Origin of the sequence: Falsiroseomonas selenitidurans (assembly GCF_012103215.1) — a bacterium.
Classification (GTDB): Bacteria; Pseudomonadota; Alphaproteobacteria; order Acetobacterales; family Acetobacteraceae; genus Falsiroseomonas; species Falsiroseomonas selenitidurans.
In genome coordinates, this window is the sequence record NZ_JAAVNE010000004.1 from 113,956 (window position 1) to 127,924 (window position 13,969).

A 13,969-nucleotide genomic window follows, 5' to 3' on the forward strand; every position below is an offset into this window, starting at 1 on the left:
GGTACTCATGATCGGAACAGCCTCGTGTATTGCGTCTCATGGCGCAGGGAGAACAGGTCGATGACCGGGGCGCAGCCGCCGATCGCCTCGGGGTCGGTCGCGGCCAGCGCCGCCGCGGTGGCCGCCTGCAGCGCGGGCAGCAGGGCGGCGGTGGCGATCTGGCCATCGGTCTGGCCGAGGGGGACCAGCCGCACCCCGGCGGAGACCAGGTTGGCGGCGAAGGCGGCGAGCCAGCCGAAGCAGGCGGGCTCCAGGGGCATGCCGTGGAAGCCGGCGGCAGCGCCATAGGCCACGGCATGGGTCAGCCGCCCGGGATGGCGCGCGGCGAAGCGGGCGAAGCCGGGATGCGGCCAGGCGGCGTTGGTGGCGAGCGCGAAGGCCCCGCCGGGCTGGGTGGCCTCCAGCGCCAGTTCCGCCGTGCCGCGCATCGCCGCGGCCAGCTCCGCCAGCCCATCCAGCGCCGCCTCGTCCCCCGCCACGGCGGCGCGCCAGGCCAACGCCAGGAAGCCGCCATCCACCGCCCCCGCGCCCTGCGCCAGCGCCGCTTCCGCATAGGCCACCAGGCCGGCGCGATCCGCCACCGCGCCTTCCTCCACCGCCATCTCCAGCCCATGGCTGTAGCTGAAGGCGCCGGTGGGATAGGCGGGCGAAAGCCAGGCCAGCAGCCGCGCCAGGGCGGGCAGGTCAGTGCTCGTGGTGATGGTGGTCATGCCCATGGTGGCCATGCGGGTGCGCCGGCAGGCGGTTGTGCTCGCCATAGGCGCCGCCTTCCGGATTGAAGGGCGCGCGCACCTTGGCCAGCGTGGCGCCGAGGCCTTCGAGCATGCGGATGATGACGTGGTCGTGCCGGATCAGGATGCGGTCGCCATCGAGTTCCGTCGGCAGGTGCCGGTTGCCGAGATGCCAGGCCAGGCGCAGCAGCAGCGCCGGCGTGGCCGCGGTGATGGCGACCAGATCCTCCGCCGCCGCGCGCAGCCGGATGAAGCCCCCCGAATCCAGCTCCAGCCCATCCCCCTCCCGCATCACCGTGGCTTCCGCGAGGTCGAGCAGGAAGCTGCCGCCGCCATCGGTCAGGTAGACCTTGCGGCGGCGGAAGCGGTCGTCGAAATCGACGGTGACCTGGTCCACCATCCGGTCCTCCGGCCAGGTTCCGGCGGGGTGGACGGCGATGGCGCGGCGGGCTTGCGGCATGATGGCTCTCAGAACAGGAAGTAGCGCTGCGCCATCGGCAGCACGGAGGCGGGCTCGCAGATCAGCAATTCGCCGTCGGCGCGGACTTCGTAGGTTTCCGCATCCACCTCGATCCGCGGCAGCGCGTCGTTCAGCACCATGTCGCGCTTGCCGATGTTGCGCGTGTTCGCCACCGCCAGCATCGGGCGTTGCAGGCCGAGGCGCGCCGCGATGCCGGCATCGAGCGCCGCCTGGCTGGTGAAGGTGACGGAGGAGAGCGTGTTGGCGCGGCCATAGGCGCCGAACATCGGGCGGTAGTGGATGGGCTGCGGCGTCGGGATGGAGGCGTTGGGATCGCCCATCGGCGCCATGGCGATGCTGCCGCATTTCAGCACATAGTCCGGCTTCACGCCGAAGAAGGCCGGCGACCACAGCACCAGGTCCGCCAGCTTGCCGACCGCGATGCTGCCGACATGGGTGGCGATGCCCTGCGCGATGGCCGGGTTGATGGTGTATTTCGCGATGTAGCGGCGGACGCGCAGATTGTCGTTGTCGCCCGTCTCGCCCGGCAGCCGGCCGCGCTGCTGCTTCATCTTGTGCGCGGTCTGCCAGGTGCGGATGATGACCTCCCCAACCCGCCCCATCGCCTGGCTGTCCGACGACATCATCGAGATGGCGCCGAGATCATGCAGAATGTCCTCCGCCGCGATCGTCTCCTTGCGGATGCGGCTTTCAGCAAAGGCCACGTCCTCCGGGATGCGCGGGTCGAGGTGATGGCAGACCATGAGCATGTCGAGATGCTCATCCACCGTGTTCCGCGTGTAGGGCATGGTGGGGTTGGTGGAGGAGGGAAGGAAATTCGGCTCGCCGATCACCTTGAGGATGTCGGGCGCGTGGCCGCCACCGGCGCCTTCCGTGTGGAAGGCCTGGATGGCGCGGCCGCCGATGGCGCGGATGGTGTCCTCCACGAAGCCGCTTTCGTTCAGCGTGTCCGAATGGATGGCGACCTGGATGTCGAATTCATCGGCGACCTTCAGGCAGGTGTCGATCGCCTTGGGCGTGGTGCCCCAATCCTCGTGCAGCTTCAGGCCGCAGGCGCCGGCACGGATCTGTTCCTCCAGCGCCGCCGGCAGCGCCGCATTGCCCTTGCCGAGGAAGCCGAGATTCATCGGAAAGGCTTCCGCCGCCTGCAGCATGCGGGCGAGGTGCCACGGCCCCGGCGTCGCGGTGGTGGCCAGCGTGCCATGCGCCGGGCCGGTGCCGCCGCCGAACATGGTGGTGACGCCGGAGACCAGCGCCTCCTCGATCTGCTGCGGGCAGATGAAGTGGATATGCGGGTCGATGCCGCCGGCCGTCAGGATGCGCCCCTCCCCGGCCAGCACTTCGGTCCCCGGGCCGATGATGATGGTGACACCCGGCTGCGTATCCGGATTGCCGGCCTTGCCGATGCTGTGGATCAGCCCGTCCTTCAGCCCGACATCCGCCTTGTAGATGCCGCTGTGATCGAGGATCAGCGCGTTGGTGATGACGGTGTCCACCGCCCCGTTTTCCCGGGTGACCTGCGACTGGCCCATGCCATCTCGAATAACCTTGCCGCCGCCGAATTTCACCTCCTCGCCGTAGGTCGTGAGGTCGCGCTCCACCTCGATGATCAGGTCGGTATCGGCCAGGCGCAGCCGGTCGCCGGTGGTCGGGCCATACATGCCGGCATAGGCGCGGCGGGAGAGTCTTGCGGGCATCAGAGCTTCCCCTCCGTCTCGCCGCGGAAGCCGTGCACGATGCGATCGCCGGCGAAGGGCACCAGACGCACGCTGCGCGACTGCCCGGGCTCGAACCGCACCGCGGTGCCGGCGGGAATGTCGAGGCGCTGACCATGCGCCGCCGCGCGGTCGAAGCGCAGCGCCGGGTTGGTCTCGGCGAAATGATAGTGGCTGCCGACCTGGATCGGGCGGTCGCCGGTGTTGGCGACCTCGATCTCCGTGGTGGGCCTGCCGACGTTCAATTCGATCTCGCCTGCGGCGGGGAACAGCTCGCCGGGGATCATTCTGGCGATCCGGTTCACGCTCCGCTCCTCGCTTCGCTGCGGGGCTCCGCGACCGGATCGCGGATCGGCTCATGCACGGTGACGAGCTTGGTACCGTCCGGGAAGGTGGCTTCCACCTGGATCTCGTGGATCATCTCGGCGATGCCCTCCATCACCTGGTCGCGGGTGACCACCGTGGCGCCGTCGCGCATCAGCTCCGCCACGCTGCGGCCATCGCGCGCGCCTTCCACCACATAGTCGGTGATCAGCGCCACCGCCTCCGGGTGGTTCAGCTTCACGCCGCGTTCCAGCCGCCGGCGCGCAACGGTGGCCGCCATGGCGACCAGCAGCTTGTCCTTCTCACGCGGCGTCAGGTTCATGCGTCACCTCCGACTCCCGGACCAAGCATGGCCCATGCCACCTCAACTGCGCCAGAGCCTCGGCAGCGTCGGCGGCAGGCCGAGCGCCGCGGCGCGCAGCGCCATGATGGCGGCCGCCAGCCCGGCGCGCACCACCCCCGCCTCCCCCAGCCAGCGGGCCAGCAGCAGGCCGGGCGCGACCAGCCCGGCGCCGCCGGCCGCCACGTCCCGCGCCAGGTCGCGATGCGCGGCGGCATCCGGCGCCGCCAGCAGCAGCGTGGCCAGGGCGCCGGCCCCGCCCAGGCCGAAGCGCTGGGCCGACGCTGCCGGGTCCAGCCGCAGCGCATCCGCCCAGAGCAGGCGCCCCTCGCGCCGGATGCGCCAGCCATCGTGCAGCGCCCCGCGGGTGAAGGCCTCCCCCCGCGCAGCGCGGCCCAACACCAGCATCTCCGCCGCCAGCAGCCGCGCGCCGGGCGCCAGCGTGATATCCAGGCGGCGCGCCAGGCGCGCGCCATCGAACAGGATCGTCTCCTGCGGCAGCCATTCGCAGACCGAATCTGCCGCCAGGGACAGCGATGTGGCGATTCGCGTTTCCGGGCCAAGGCTGCGGTAGATCTTCTCCGCGGCCGGCGTGGTCAGCGTGCAGCGCGCGCCGGCCCCCAGGGTCACGGCGGCTTCCAGCGAATCGCCGCCGGCCAGCCCGCCCGCGACATTGACGAAGGCGGCCTGTTTCGGCTCCGCCGGGTCGGCATCGGGGAACAGCAGGCGCAGCGGCGCGGCGTTGAACAGATGCGCGATGCGCGCGCCATCCGGCGCGGCGACCAGGCCGAGTTCGGCACGCCCCCGGGCGCGCTGGTGTTGCGGCGCCGCGGGCGCATCACGAAGCATCCTCGGCAGACTGGCATGCGCCAGGGCCGCTGGCCAGCGCGGGGCAGGCTGCCCATTCCGCAAGCGTCCCGACGCCACCTGATGCAGAGGACGCTCGAATCTTGCGCAGGGGCCGGAGCGATCGGATCACAAAATGACGGGATTGCCGGCCCGCGATCGTATGCGATGGCCTTGGCACATATCTCGCAACGCGCCGACCTCGGGTGGGAGGCGCGGCCGGGGAGGCAGTGCCGGTGCCGCCAGACCAGATCCCCGAGGAGGCCACAAGAACCATGATCCATCGCATGCCCATCACCCGGCGCGCCGCACTGGCCGGCCTCGGCACCGTGCTCGCCACGCCGGCCATCCGCCCCTCCTTCGCGCAGTCGGCGCCGATCAAGGTGGGCGTGCTGCACTCCCTGTCCGGGACCATGGCGATCAGCGAGACCGCGCTGCGCGACACCGTGCTGATGATGGTGGAAGCGCAGAACGCCGCCGGCGGCATCCTCGGCCGGCGGCTCGAAGCCGTGGTGGTGGACCCGGCCTCCAACTGGCCGCTGTTCGCCGAGAAGGCGCGCGAACTGCTGGCCGTCTCCAAGGTGGATGTCACCTTCGGCTGCTGGACCAGCGTTTCCCGCAAATCCGTCCTGCCGGTGTATGAGGAGCTGAACGGCCTGCTGTTCTACCCCGTGCAGTATGAGGGCGAGGAGGAGAGCAAGAACATCTTCTACACCGGCGCCGCGCCGAACCAGCAGGCGATCCCGGCGGTGGAATACCTGCTAAGCGCCGATGGCGGCGAGGCCAAGCGCATCGCGCTGCTGGGCACGGACTACGTCTATCCGCGCACGACGAACCGCATCCTGCGCAACTTCCTGATCTCGAAGGGCATCCCCGAGAGCGACATCATGGAGGAATACACGCCCTTCGGGCACAGCGACTGGCAGGGCATCGTCAGCCGCGTGAAGCGCTTCGCCGGCGAGGGAAAGAAGACCGCGATCGTTTCCACCATCAACGGCGATGCCAACGTGCCGTTCTACCGCGAGCTGGGCAACCAGGGCATCAAGGCCGAGGACATCCCCTCCGTTGCCTTCTCGGTGGGTGAGGAGGAGCTGGCCGGCATCGACGCCCGCCCGCTGGTCGGCCATCTGGCGGCGTGGAACTACTTCATGTCCGTCGAAAGCCCGGTGAACACGCAGTTCAAGGCGCTGTGGCAGTCCTACATCAAGAACCCGCGCCGCGTGACCAACGACCCGATGGAGGCCACCTACACCGGCTTCAAGATGTGGGCACAGGCCGTCGCCAAGGCCGGCACCACCAGCGTGGACGCCGTGCGCACCGCGATGATCGGCCAGAAGGTGGATGCCCCCTGCGGCTACACCGAGGAGATGCACGCCAACCACCACCTGTCGAAGCCGGTGATGATCGGCGAGATCCAGGCGGACGGGCAGTTCAACATCGTCTGGAAGACGCCGACGGCGATCCCGGCCGAGAACTGGTCGCCCTTCATCCCGGAGAACGCCAACCGGCGCCGCGGCTGAACCAGGGAAAAGGGGGGCGGCCGCAGGTCACCCCCCACCAATTTCATGAAGCACCCGCTCCTTGCCTTCCTGCTGCTGGTCGCGCTGGCCCTGCCGGCGCGTGCGCAGGATGCCCTCACCGCCGCGCTCGAAGGGCTCGGCACCGGCTTCAACCAGACGGCGGAGGCCGTGGACCGGCTGGGCGCCAGCGGCGACCCGCGCGCCCTGCCCCTGCTGCGGGCGCTGACCGAGGGGCGTCTGCTGCGCCGCGCCGACGGCACGCTGCTGATCCGCGGCGAGGCCGGCGTGATCGAGGCGCTGGCGGGCGCGCCGGCGGAGGCGGCGGAGGCCAGCCCGGTGCGGCTGAACAACCGCGTGCGTGTGGCGCTGCGCGGCGCGCTGGGGCGGCTGCAACTGCTCTCGCCCGATGCGGCGGAACGCCAGGCCGCGGCGGATGCCGTGTTCCGCAGCCGATCGGCGGACAATGTCGCGGTGCTGGAGACGGCTCTGGGGCGGGAGACGGTGCCGGCGATCCGCGACCGGCTGCTGCTGGCCCTTGCCGCCTCGCGCCTCATGGCCAGTGACCTGGCGGACAAGATGGCGGGCATCGCGGCGCTGGGCGCCAGCGCCTCGCCCGAAGCGCGCGCCGTGCTGCTGGAAATGCGCGGCGCCAACCCAGGCCTGGCCGCGCAGATCGACGAGGCGGTGGCCGCGGTGGACCGGAGGCTGGCGATCCGCCGCGCGGCGGAGACGGTGTTCCAGGGCCTCTCGCTCGGCTCCGTGCTGCTGCTGGCCGCGCTGGGCCTGGCCGTGACCTTCGGCGTGATGGGCGTGATCAACATGGCGCATGGCGAGTTCGTCATGCTCGGCGCCTACACCACCTTCATCGTGCAGGAGGCGCTGCGCACCATCCCGGCGCTGCAGCCCTGGTCGCTGCCGCTGGCGGTGCCCATCGCCTTCCTGGTGACGGCGGCCTGCGGCGCGGCGCTGGAACGCGGGCTGATCCGCCACCTCTACGGGCGGCCGCTGGAGACGCTGCTGATGACTTTCGGCGTCGGCATGATGATCCAGCAGGCGGTGCGGCTGGCCTTCGGCGCGCAGAACCGCGAGATCATCAGCCCGGCCTGGATGCAGGGCACGCTGATGCTGCCGGGCGGCGTGGCGGTGACGCAGAACCGGCTGTGGATCCTGGTCTTCTCCCTGGTGGTGCTGGGGCTGACGGTGGCCGCCATCCGGCTGACGCGCTTCGGGCTGGAGATGCGAGCGGTGACGCAGAAGCGCGCCATCGCCGCCTCCATGGGCATCCGCACCGGGCGCGTCGATGCGCTGACCTTCGCCTTCGGCTCCGGCATCGCCGGCATCGCCGGCGTGGCGCTGAGCCAGATCGACAACGTCTCCCCCAACCTCGGCACCGGCTACATCATCGACAGTTTTCTCGTCGTCGTCTTCGGTGGCGTGGGGTCGCTGGCGGGCACGCTGGTGGGCGCCTTCGGGCTTGGCACCATCAACAAGATCCTGGAGCCCTGGGCCGGGGCGGTGCTGGCCAAGGTGTTCGTGCTGGTGGCCGTCATGCTGTTCATCCAGCGCAAGCCGCGCGGGCTGTTCGCGCAGAAGGGAAGGGCGGCGGACGCATGAGCCTCGCTGTGTTGCCCGCGGCACCGGATGCGCGGCTCCGCCTCGGCCTGCGAGCCGGGCTCGGCCTCTTCATCCTGCTGCTGGCGGTGATGCCGCTGCTGAACCTGCTGCCGGTGTCGCATCCGCTGCACGTCTCGGACTTCCTCGTCTCCATCACCGGCAAGTGGATCTGCTACGCCATCCTGGCGCTGTCGCTGGACCTCGCCTGGGGCTATGCGGGCATCCTGTCGCTCGGCCATGGTGCCTTCTTCGCGCTCGGCGGTTATGCGATGGGCATGCACCTGATGCGCCTGATCGGCCCGCGCGGGTCCTACGGCCACCCCATCCTGCCGGACTTCATGGTGTTCCTGGGCTACCAGGAGCTGCCCTGGTACTGGCTGGGCTTCGACAGCTTCCCCTTCGCCATGCTGATGGTGCTGCTGGTGCCGGGCACGCTGGCGCTGGTGGTGGGCTGGCTGTCCTTCCGCAGCCGCATCACGGGCGTCTATCTCTCCATCCTGACGCAGGCGATGACCTTCGCGCTGATGCTGGCCTTCTTCCGCAACGACATGGGCTTCGGCGGCAACAACGGCTTCACCGACTTCAAGGAATTGCTGGGGCAGCCGCTGAACACCACCGCCATGCGGTCCGGCCTGTTCTATGCCTCGCTGCTGGCGCTCGTGCTGTCCTTCCTGCTTTGCCTGCGCATCACCCGCAGCAAATACGGCCGGGTGCTGACGGCGATCCGCGACGCGGAAAGCCGCGTGCGTTTCCTGGGCTACGACACCACGCGCCACAAGCTGTTCGCCTTCGTGCTCTCGGCCATGCTCGCCGGCGTCGCTGGGGCGCTCTACGTGCCGCAGGTGGGCATCATCAACCCGGGCGAATTCAGCCCGGCCAATTCGATCGAGGCGGTGATCTGGGTGGCGGTCGGCGGTCGCGGCACGCTGGTGGGCGCGGTGCTCGGCGCCTTCACGGTGAACGGGCTGAAGACCTGGCTGACCAGCGCGGCGCCGGACCTCTGGCTGTTCGTCCTCGGCGGGCTGTTCGTGCTGGTCACGCTGTTCCTGCCCAAGGGGTTGATCGGCCTGGCCAAGGGGCGCACGAAATGAGCGGGGGTCGCAGGCTCTACCTCGATGGCGTCTCCGTCGTCTTCGACGGCTTCCGGGCGCTGAACAACCTCTCCCTCATCGTCGAGCCCGGGGAGCTGCGCTCCGTCATCGGGCCGAACGGCGCGGGCAAGACCACGATGATGGATGTCATCACCGGCAAGACGCGGCCCACCCAGGGCACGGTGAATTTCGGCGAGATCGACCTGACCCGGATGGACGAGGCCGGCATCGCCAATCTCGGCATCGGCCGGAAGTTCCAGAAGCCGACCATGTTTGACGCGCTGACGGTGTTCGAGAACATGGAGCTGGCGCTGAAGGCGCCGCGCGGCCCCATTGCCTGCCTGCGCTGGAAGCTGACCGGCGGGGCGCGGGCGCAGATCGAGCAGACGCTGGAGGAGATCGGCCTGCAGGAACGCGCGCAGGACCTGGCCGGAATCCTCAGCCATGGCCAGCGGCAATGGCTGGAGATCGGCATGCTGCTGATGCAGGATCCGGAGCTGCTGCTGGTGGACGAGCCGGTGGCCGGCATGACGGATGCGGAGACGGAGCAGACCGCGGCCCTGCTGGTGCGCATCGCCGGCCGCCGCAGCGTGGTGGTGGTGGAGCACGACCTGGAATTCGTCCGCGCGCTGGGCCGGCGGGTGACCGTGCTGTGCGACGGCAGCGTGCTGTCGGAGGGCTCCATCGACCATGTGCAGAACGACCCGCGCGTGATCGAAGTGTATCTGGGGCGCTGACATGCTGACGGTTTCCTCCATCGACCTGTCCTACGGGGCCAGCCTGTGCCTGCGCGGCGTTTCCCTGGAAGCCCAGCCGGGCAAGGTCACGGCGGTGCTGGGGCGCAACGGCGTCGGCAAATCCTCGCTGCTGCGCGCCATCATGGGGCTGGAGAAGGTGAGCCGCGGCAGCATCACCTGGGAAGGCCGCGACGTGACGCGGCTGGGCCCGGCGGAACGCGCCCGCGCCGGCATCGGCTACGTGCCGCAGGGCCGGGAGATCTTCCCCTTCCTGACGGTGCAGGAGAACCTGGAGACGGCGCTGGCGGCGGCGCCGCGCGGAGCGGGCGTCGACTCGGAAATATTCGACCTGTTCCCCATCCTGCGGCAGTTCCTGCGCCGGCGCGGCGGCGACCTTTCGGGCGGCCAGCAGCAGCAGCTGGCGATCGGCCGCGCGCTGTGTGCCCGGCCGCGCCTGCTGATCCTGGACGAGCCGACGGAGGGCATCCAGCCTTCCGTCATCAAGGACATCGCCCGCGTCATCCAGCACCTGGCGCGCGACCGCGGCATGGCCGTGATCCTGGTGGAGCAGTATTACGACTTCGCGCGGGAGCTGGCTGATTCCATCGCCGTGATGGTGCGCGGCGAGGTGGCGCTCGGCGGCCCCGCCGGCACGCTGGACGAGGCCGCGGTGCGCCGCCTGCTGACGGTGTGACCTACCAGAGCCCCGGCAGCCACAGCGACAGTGCCGGGAACAGCAGCAGCACCAGGATGCGCAGCAGGTCCGAGGCGCAGAACCCCATCACGCCGCGATAGGTCACCCCCATCGGGATGTCCTTCGCCATGGCGTTGATGACGAAGAGGTTCAGCCCGAAGGGCGGCGAGATCATGCCGACCTCCACGCTCATCAGCACCAGGATGCCGAACCAGACCAGCACCTGGTCGCGGTTCAGGCCGAAATCCAGGCCCAGCATCAGCGGGATGAAGATGGGCAGCGTCAGCAGCACCATCGCCATGCTTTCCATGAAGCAGCCGAGGATGAAATACACCACCAGGATCGCACCCAGGATCACCAGCGGCGGCACCGGCAGGGCCGCGACCATGGCGGAAAGCTCGGAGGGCAGGTGCGACAGCGCCAGCGCGGCGCTGAACAACTCCGCCCCCAGCAGCACCAGGAAGATCAGCCCGGTGGTCTCCGCGGTGGAGAGCAGGCTTTCCTTCAGCCCCTGCCAGCGCATGCCGCCCAGCCCGAAGGCCAGCAGCCCGGTGGCGGCCGCCCCGATGGCCGCCCCCTCTGTCGCGCTGAACCACCCGCCATAGATGCCGGTGACAACGGTGGCGAAGACCAGCAGCACCGGCCAGACCTCGCCCGTGGCGTGCAGCCGCTCGCGCCAGCCCACGCGCGCCACCGCCGGGGCGGATTCCGGGTGCAGCCGCGCATAGAGGTTCACCACCAGCATGTAGCCCGCGGTGGCCAGGATGCCGGGGATGACGGCGGCGACGAACAGCGCGCCGATGCTCATCTCGGTGTAGATCGCGTAGATCACCAGGATGACGCTGGGCGGGATGAGGATGCCCAGCGTGCCGCCGGCGGCCAGCGTGCCGGTGGCGAGGGCCGGCGAATAGCCATGCCGCCGCATCTCCGGCAGCGCCACCTGGGACATGGTGGCGGCGGTGGCGAGCGAGGAGCCGCAGATGGCGCCGAAGGCGGCGCAGCCGCCGATGCTGGCCAGCGCCAGGCCGCCGCGCCAATGCCCCATCCAGGCGCGCGCGCAGCGGAACAGCGCGCGGTTCATGCCGCCCTTGGTGGCGAAATCGCCCATCAGCAGGAAGAGCGGGATGACGGACAGGGTGTAGGAGGAGAAGCGGCTGAAGGTCAGCGTGTTCAGCGTGGCGAAAAGCCGGTCCCAGCCGGAGATCTGGGCATAGCCGATGCCGCCCACCAGCAGCATGGCGATGCCCACCGGCATGCGCAGTGCGATCAGCACCAACGCGGCGCCGAACATGGCGAGCCCGATCGAGAAATCGCTCATGCCGCGCGGCGCGCCCGGGCCAGGCTTTCGGTGGCGACGAAGGCGGCGCAGAGGCTCCAGGCCGTCATGCCGAGGGCGGCCGCGGCGTAGCCCCACCAGAAGGGCAGCAGCAGGAACATCGTCTCCCGCTCCCGGTCCCACATGTTGTAGCCGCCGATGGCCAGCCGCCAGGCGAGCACGGCGACGACGAGGGCGGCGATGGCGCGCATCACCGCATCCAGCCCCGCCAGGCCGCGCGCCGGCAGCTTCTGGGTGAAGAAATCCACCAGCACATGCGCACCCTTCATCTCACACAGCGGCATGCAGAAGGCGATGGCGGCGCCCAGCAGCATCTCCACCACCTCGCTGTCGCCCAGGATCGGCTGGCCGAAGGCGCCGCGGGCGACGGAGGCGGTGGTGACCGCCACCGCGCCCAGCAGCAGGAAGCCGGCCAGCAGGGCGCAACCGACGGCGAGGCGCGTCAGCCCCGCGCGCCACGCCGCCAGGCTCATGCCCGGCCGTGCTTCGCCGTGATGGCCTGCAGATCCTCGAACATCGCCCGGCCGTTGCGGCCGCGCCGCGTCATCTCCGCGATCCATGCTTCGTAGGCCGGCTTCACGGCTTCGCGCCAGCGCGCCTTCTCCTCCGCCCCGATGGCGATGATCTCGTTGCCCGCGGCGAGCGCGGCATCGACGGCGGGCTTGGTCTGCGTGTCCCAGATCGCACCGCGATTGGCGGCCAGCGCCGGGCCGGAATTGGCGTCGATCACCGCCTTCAGGTCCGGCGGCAGGCGGTTGTAGCTGCGCCCGTTCATCAGCGTCAGGATCATGCCCTGGAACAGGCCGACGCCCGGCGGCTCGCTGTGGAACTTCGCCACCTCATACAGGCGGAAGGGCTGGGTGATGGCCCAGTTGATCAGGAAGCCGTCCACCTGGCTGCGGGCCGTCGCCTCATACACCCCGCCGAGCGGGATGCCGACGGGGGTGCCGCCGAGCGCGGTCACCGCCTCGCCGATGAAGCGGCCGGCGACGCGCAGCTTCATGCCGCGGAAATCCTCCAGCCGCCGGATCGGCTTGCGGGAGGTGTGGACCAGAGCACGGTCCGTGGAATGGACGGCGATGATCTTGATGCCGCGGTATTCGGAATCGACCAGGTGCTTGTTGATGAACTCCATCGCCGCCGGGCTTTCCGTGGCGGAGAGCCCGGTGTTCATGAAGGGCAGCTCCAGCCCTTCCGTGCCCATGAAGCGGCCCGGGGTGAAGCCCGGCACCGTCCAGATCATGTCCACCACGCCGTCTTCCAGCTGCTGCACCAGGTCGCGCGGCTGGCCGCCGAGCTGCATGGCGGGGAAGACGTCGATCTTGATGCGGCCGTTGGAGTCCTTCGCCACCTTCTCCGCCCAGGGGTCGAGATGCAGCGTGTGGTCCAGCGCGGTGGGGGAGGAGAAGCTGTGCAGCCGGAAGGTGAATTGCGGCGCGCCCTGGGCGCGTGCCAGCGCCGGTGCGGCCAGGCCGATGGCGGCCCCCATGAAGATCCGTCGCTGCATGCTCATGCTCCCTGTGTCCTGGATGGGGTTCAGCGCGCCGGATGCGCCGGCACGAAGACCGGCTTCAGCAGCCAGCGGCGCGCAATCTCGAAATAGCCGCGGAAGACATAGTGGCCGTTATGCGCCAGCAGCTTCGCGCGGTTGCGGCGCCAGAAGCCGGGGATCTCGAACCACGCCATCTGCGGATACAGATGGTGCACGATGTGCAGGTTGTTCCACAGGAACAGCAGGCCGAAGAACCAGTTGGATTCGACGCTGGCGGTGCGTTCCCCCGGTGTGGGGCCCCAGCGATGCTCGATGAAGGCGCGCAGCAGGCCGAGGCTGAGGCCGGGCAGCACGAAGACCAGGTAGTAGTGCCACACCGGCATGCCGGCGACGCCGGCGACGAACCACAGCACCACGGCCAGGCCGGCGAAGAAGCCGATCCACACCGGCACGTCGCGGAAATCGCCTGCGCGCAGCTTGCCCGTCTCGATCATCGCCAGCTTGCGCAGCCGCAGGATGGGCCCGATCGTCAGCCGGCCGAGCAGCGTCTGGTTGAACAGCAGCACGGCCTGCCAGGGGCGCGAATAGCGGGACCAGTCGGCCTGCCGGTGATAGACGCTTTCCGTGTCCTCGCCCGGATAGGTCAGTACCGTGTTGCGGTGATGCGCGGTGTGGCTGCGCTTGTAGAGTTCGAAGGGCAGCCAGCCGCCGATCGGCGGCCACACCAGGGCGGTGCGCAGCCAGCGCGGAATGCTGCGCCAGCCATGGATCGCTTCATGCTGCAGCGAGAAATGCCAGGCCAGCACATAGGCGCCGCCCGCCATTTGCAGCGGCCAGGGGATGTGGGCGTGGAACCAGATCAGCGCGAACCAGCACGCATAGATGGCAGAGGCCACGCCCCAGGTCGGCAGTTCCCACCGCCGCCACCAGATCGGTGAAGGCGCGAGGGCGACGGCGCGGGGAAGCGTGTTCTCCTGCATGCCGCCAGCGTGGCAACAGATCGCGTCCCCTGGCAAGCGCCTTCGCGGGCCTTCCGCGCGGTGGCGCA

15 protein-coding genes are annotated in these 13,969 nt (G+C 69.8%); 5 read left to right on the top strand and 10 right to left on the bottom strand.

Annotation, left to right across the window (positions count from 1 at the left end):
- Positions 1–5: 5 nt before the first annotated feature.
- Genes HEQ75_RS04260 through HEQ75_RS04285 form a run of 6 tightly spaced genes read right to left on the bottom strand, consistent with a single transcriptional unit; the run spans position 6 to position 4,440 of the window.
- Positions 6–710: an urease accessory protein UreF gene (locus HEQ75_RS04260; protein WP_235961253.1), complete on the bottom strand. Its 705-nt coding sequence runs from the start codon at positions 708–710 to the stop codon at positions 6–8.
- Entirely contained in the window at positions 685–1,191 is a 507-nt protein-coding gene (locus HEQ75_RS04265) for an urease accessory protein UreE (RefSeq protein WP_168027684.1), read from the bottom strand. Before HEQ75_RS04265 ends, HEQ75_RS04260 begins: the two co-directional genes overlap by 26 nt.
- 8 nt (positions 1,192–1,199) lie before the next feature.
- Positions 1,200–2,909, bottom strand: coding sequence for an urease subunit alpha (gene ureC, locus HEQ75_RS04270; RefSeq protein WP_168027685.1), 1,710 nt, complete (start codon positions 2,907–2,909; stop codon positions 1,200–1,202).
- A complete protein-coding gene (locus HEQ75_RS04275) occupies positions 2,909–3,214 on the bottom strand; it encodes an urease subunit beta (protein WP_168027686.1) in 306 nt (101 codons plus the stop codon). Before HEQ75_RS04275 ends, ureC begins: the two co-directional genes overlap by 1 nt.
- Before the next feature lie 14 nt (positions 3,215–3,228).
- Positions 3,229–3,573, bottom strand: coding sequence for an urease subunit gamma (locus HEQ75_RS04280; protein ID WP_168027687.1), 345 nt, complete (start codon positions 3,571–3,573; stop codon positions 3,229–3,231).
- 42 nt (positions 3,574–3,615) lie between these two features.
- Positions 3,616–4,440 carry an urease accessory protein UreD gene (locus tag HEQ75_RS04285; RefSeq protein WP_168027688.1) on the bottom strand — a complete coding sequence of 275 codons (825 nt, stop codon included), beginning with the start codon at positions 4,438–4,440 and terminating at the stop codon, positions 3,616–3,618.
- A gap of 272 nt (positions 4,441–4,712) precedes the next feature.
- On the opposite strand from HEQ75_RS04285, the gene urtA reads away from it, so the two are divergent.
- From urtA to urtE, 5 genes are all read left to right on the top strand, one after another.
- Entirely contained in the window at positions 4,713–5,957 is a 1,245-nt protein-coding gene (urtA, locus tag HEQ75_RS04290; protein ID WP_209318337.1) for an urea ABC transporter substrate-binding protein, read from the top strand.
- A 45-nt stretch (positions 5,958–6,002) separates the two neighbouring features.
- Positions 6,003–7,571 (top strand): urea ABC transporter permease subunit UrtB, encoded by a 1,569-nt coding sequence (gene urtB / locus HEQ75_RS04295; protein ID WP_168027690.1) that lies wholly within the window; start codon positions 6,003–6,005, stop codon positions 7,569–7,571.
- 89 nt (positions 7,572–7,660) lie between these two features.
- Positions 7,661–8,662 carry an urea ABC transporter permease subunit UrtC gene (gene urtC, locus HEQ75_RS04300; RefSeq protein WP_456237382.1) on the top strand — a complete coding sequence of 334 codons (1,002 nt, stop codon included), beginning with the start codon at positions 7,661–7,663 and terminating at the stop codon, positions 8,660–8,662.
- Entirely contained in the window at positions 8,659–9,399 is a 741-nt protein-coding gene (gene urtD, locus HEQ75_RS04305) for an urea ABC transporter ATP-binding protein UrtD (protein ID WP_168027692.1), read from the top strand. Before urtC ends, urtD begins: the two co-directional genes overlap by 4 nt.
- A 1-nt stretch (position 9,400) precedes the next feature.
- Positions 9,401–10,093, top strand: coding sequence for an urea ABC transporter ATP-binding subunit UrtE (gene urtE / locus HEQ75_RS04310; RefSeq protein WP_168027693.1), 693 nt, complete (start codon positions 9,401–9,403; stop codon positions 10,091–10,093).
- 1 nt (position 10,094) lies between these two features.
- Here the strand turns inward: urtE and HEQ75_RS04315 are convergent, their stop codons facing one another.
- From HEQ75_RS04315 to HEQ75_RS04330, 4 genes are read right to left on the bottom strand one after another with little or no spacing between them, the layout of a single operon-like run.
- Complete coding sequence (locus tag HEQ75_RS04315) at positions 10,095–11,411, bottom strand: TRAP transporter large permease (RefSeq protein ID WP_168027694.1); 1,317 nt, start codon at positions 11,409–11,411, stop codon at positions 10,095–10,097.
- Positions 11,408–11,902, bottom strand: a complete 495-nt coding sequence (locus HEQ75_RS04320; RefSeq protein WP_168027695.1) for a TRAP transporter small permease — start codon at positions 11,900–11,902, stop codon at positions 11,408–11,410. The genes HEQ75_RS04315 and HEQ75_RS04320 overlap by 4 nt, the downstream gene beginning before the upstream one ends.
- Positions 11,899–12,936 (bottom strand): TRAP transporter substrate-binding protein, encoded by a 1,038-nt coding sequence (locus HEQ75_RS04325; RefSeq protein WP_168027696.1) that lies wholly within the window; start codon positions 12,934–12,936, stop codon positions 11,899–11,901. Before HEQ75_RS04325 ends, HEQ75_RS04320 begins: the two co-directional genes overlap by 4 nt.
- Before the next feature lie 29 nt (positions 12,937–12,965).
- The gene (locus HEQ75_RS04330; protein ID WP_168027697.1) at positions 12,966–13,901 is read right to left on the bottom strand and encodes a fatty acid desaturase; all 936 of its coding nucleotides are present in this window, start codon (positions 13,899–13,901) and stop codon (positions 12,966–12,968) included.
- Between the last annotated feature and the right edge of the window lie 68 nt (positions 13,902–13,969).

What these genes read in the sequence shown, in the direction of transcription:
- HEQ75_RS04260 (WP_235961253.1), bottom strand. Translation starts at nt 710, where the DNA reads ATGACCACCATCACCACGAGCACTGACCTGCCCGCCCTGGCGCGGCTG.
- HEQ75_RS04265 (WP_168027684.1), bottom strand. Translation starts at nt 1,191, where the DNA reads ATGCCGCAAGCCCGCCGCGCCATCGCCGTCCACCCCGCCGGAACCTGG.
- ureC (WP_168027685.1), bottom strand. Translation starts at nt 2,909, where the DNA reads ATGCCCGCAAGACTCTCCCGCCGCGCCTATGCCGGCATGTATGGCCCG.
- HEQ75_RS04275 (WP_168027686.1), bottom strand. Translation starts at nt 3,214, where the DNA reads ATGATCCCCGGCGAGCTGTTCCCCGCCGCAGGCGAGATCGAATTGAAC.
- HEQ75_RS04280 (WP_168027687.1), bottom strand. Translation starts at nt 3,573, where the DNA reads ATGAACCTGACGCCGCGTGAGAAGGACAAGCTGCTGGTCGCCATGGCG.
- HEQ75_RS04285 (WP_168027688.1), bottom strand. Translation starts at nt 4,440, where the DNA reads ATGCTTCGTGATGCGCCCGCGGCGCCGCAACACCAGCGCGCCCGGGGG.
- urtA (WP_209318337.1), top strand. Translation starts at nt 4,713, where the DNA reads ATGATCCATCGCATGCCCATCACCCGGCGCGCCGCACTGGCCGGCCTC.
- urtB (WP_168027690.1), top strand. Translation starts at nt 6,003, where the DNA reads ATGAAGCACCCGCTCCTTGCCTTCCTGCTGCTGGTCGCGCTGGCCCTG.
- urtC (WP_456237382.1), top strand. Translation starts at nt 7,661, where the DNA reads ATGCCGCTGCTGAACCTGCTGCCGGTGTCGCATCCGCTGCACGTCTCG.
- urtD (WP_168027692.1), top strand. Translation starts at nt 8,659, where the DNA reads ATGAGCGGGGGTCGCAGGCTCTACCTCGATGGCGTCTCCGTCGTCTTC.
- urtE (WP_168027693.1), top strand. Translation starts at nt 9,401, where the DNA reads ATGCTGACGGTTTCCTCCATCGACCTGTCCTACGGGGCCAGCCTGTGC.
- HEQ75_RS04315 (WP_168027694.1), bottom strand. Translation starts at nt 11,411, where the DNA reads ATGAGCGATTTCTCGATCGGGCTCGCCATGTTCGGCGCCGCGTTGGTG.
- HEQ75_RS04320 (WP_168027695.1), bottom strand. Translation starts at nt 11,902, where the DNA reads ATGAGCCTGGCGGCGTGGCGCGCGGGGCTGACGCGCCTCGCCGTCGGT.
- HEQ75_RS04325 (WP_168027696.1), bottom strand. Translation starts at nt 12,936, where the DNA reads ATGCAGCGACGGATCTTCATGGGGGCCGCCATCGGCCTGGCCGCACCG.
- HEQ75_RS04330 (WP_168027697.1), bottom strand. Translation starts at nt 13,901, where the DNA reads ATGCAGGAGAACACGCTTCCCCGCGCCGTCGCCCTCGCGCCTTCACCG.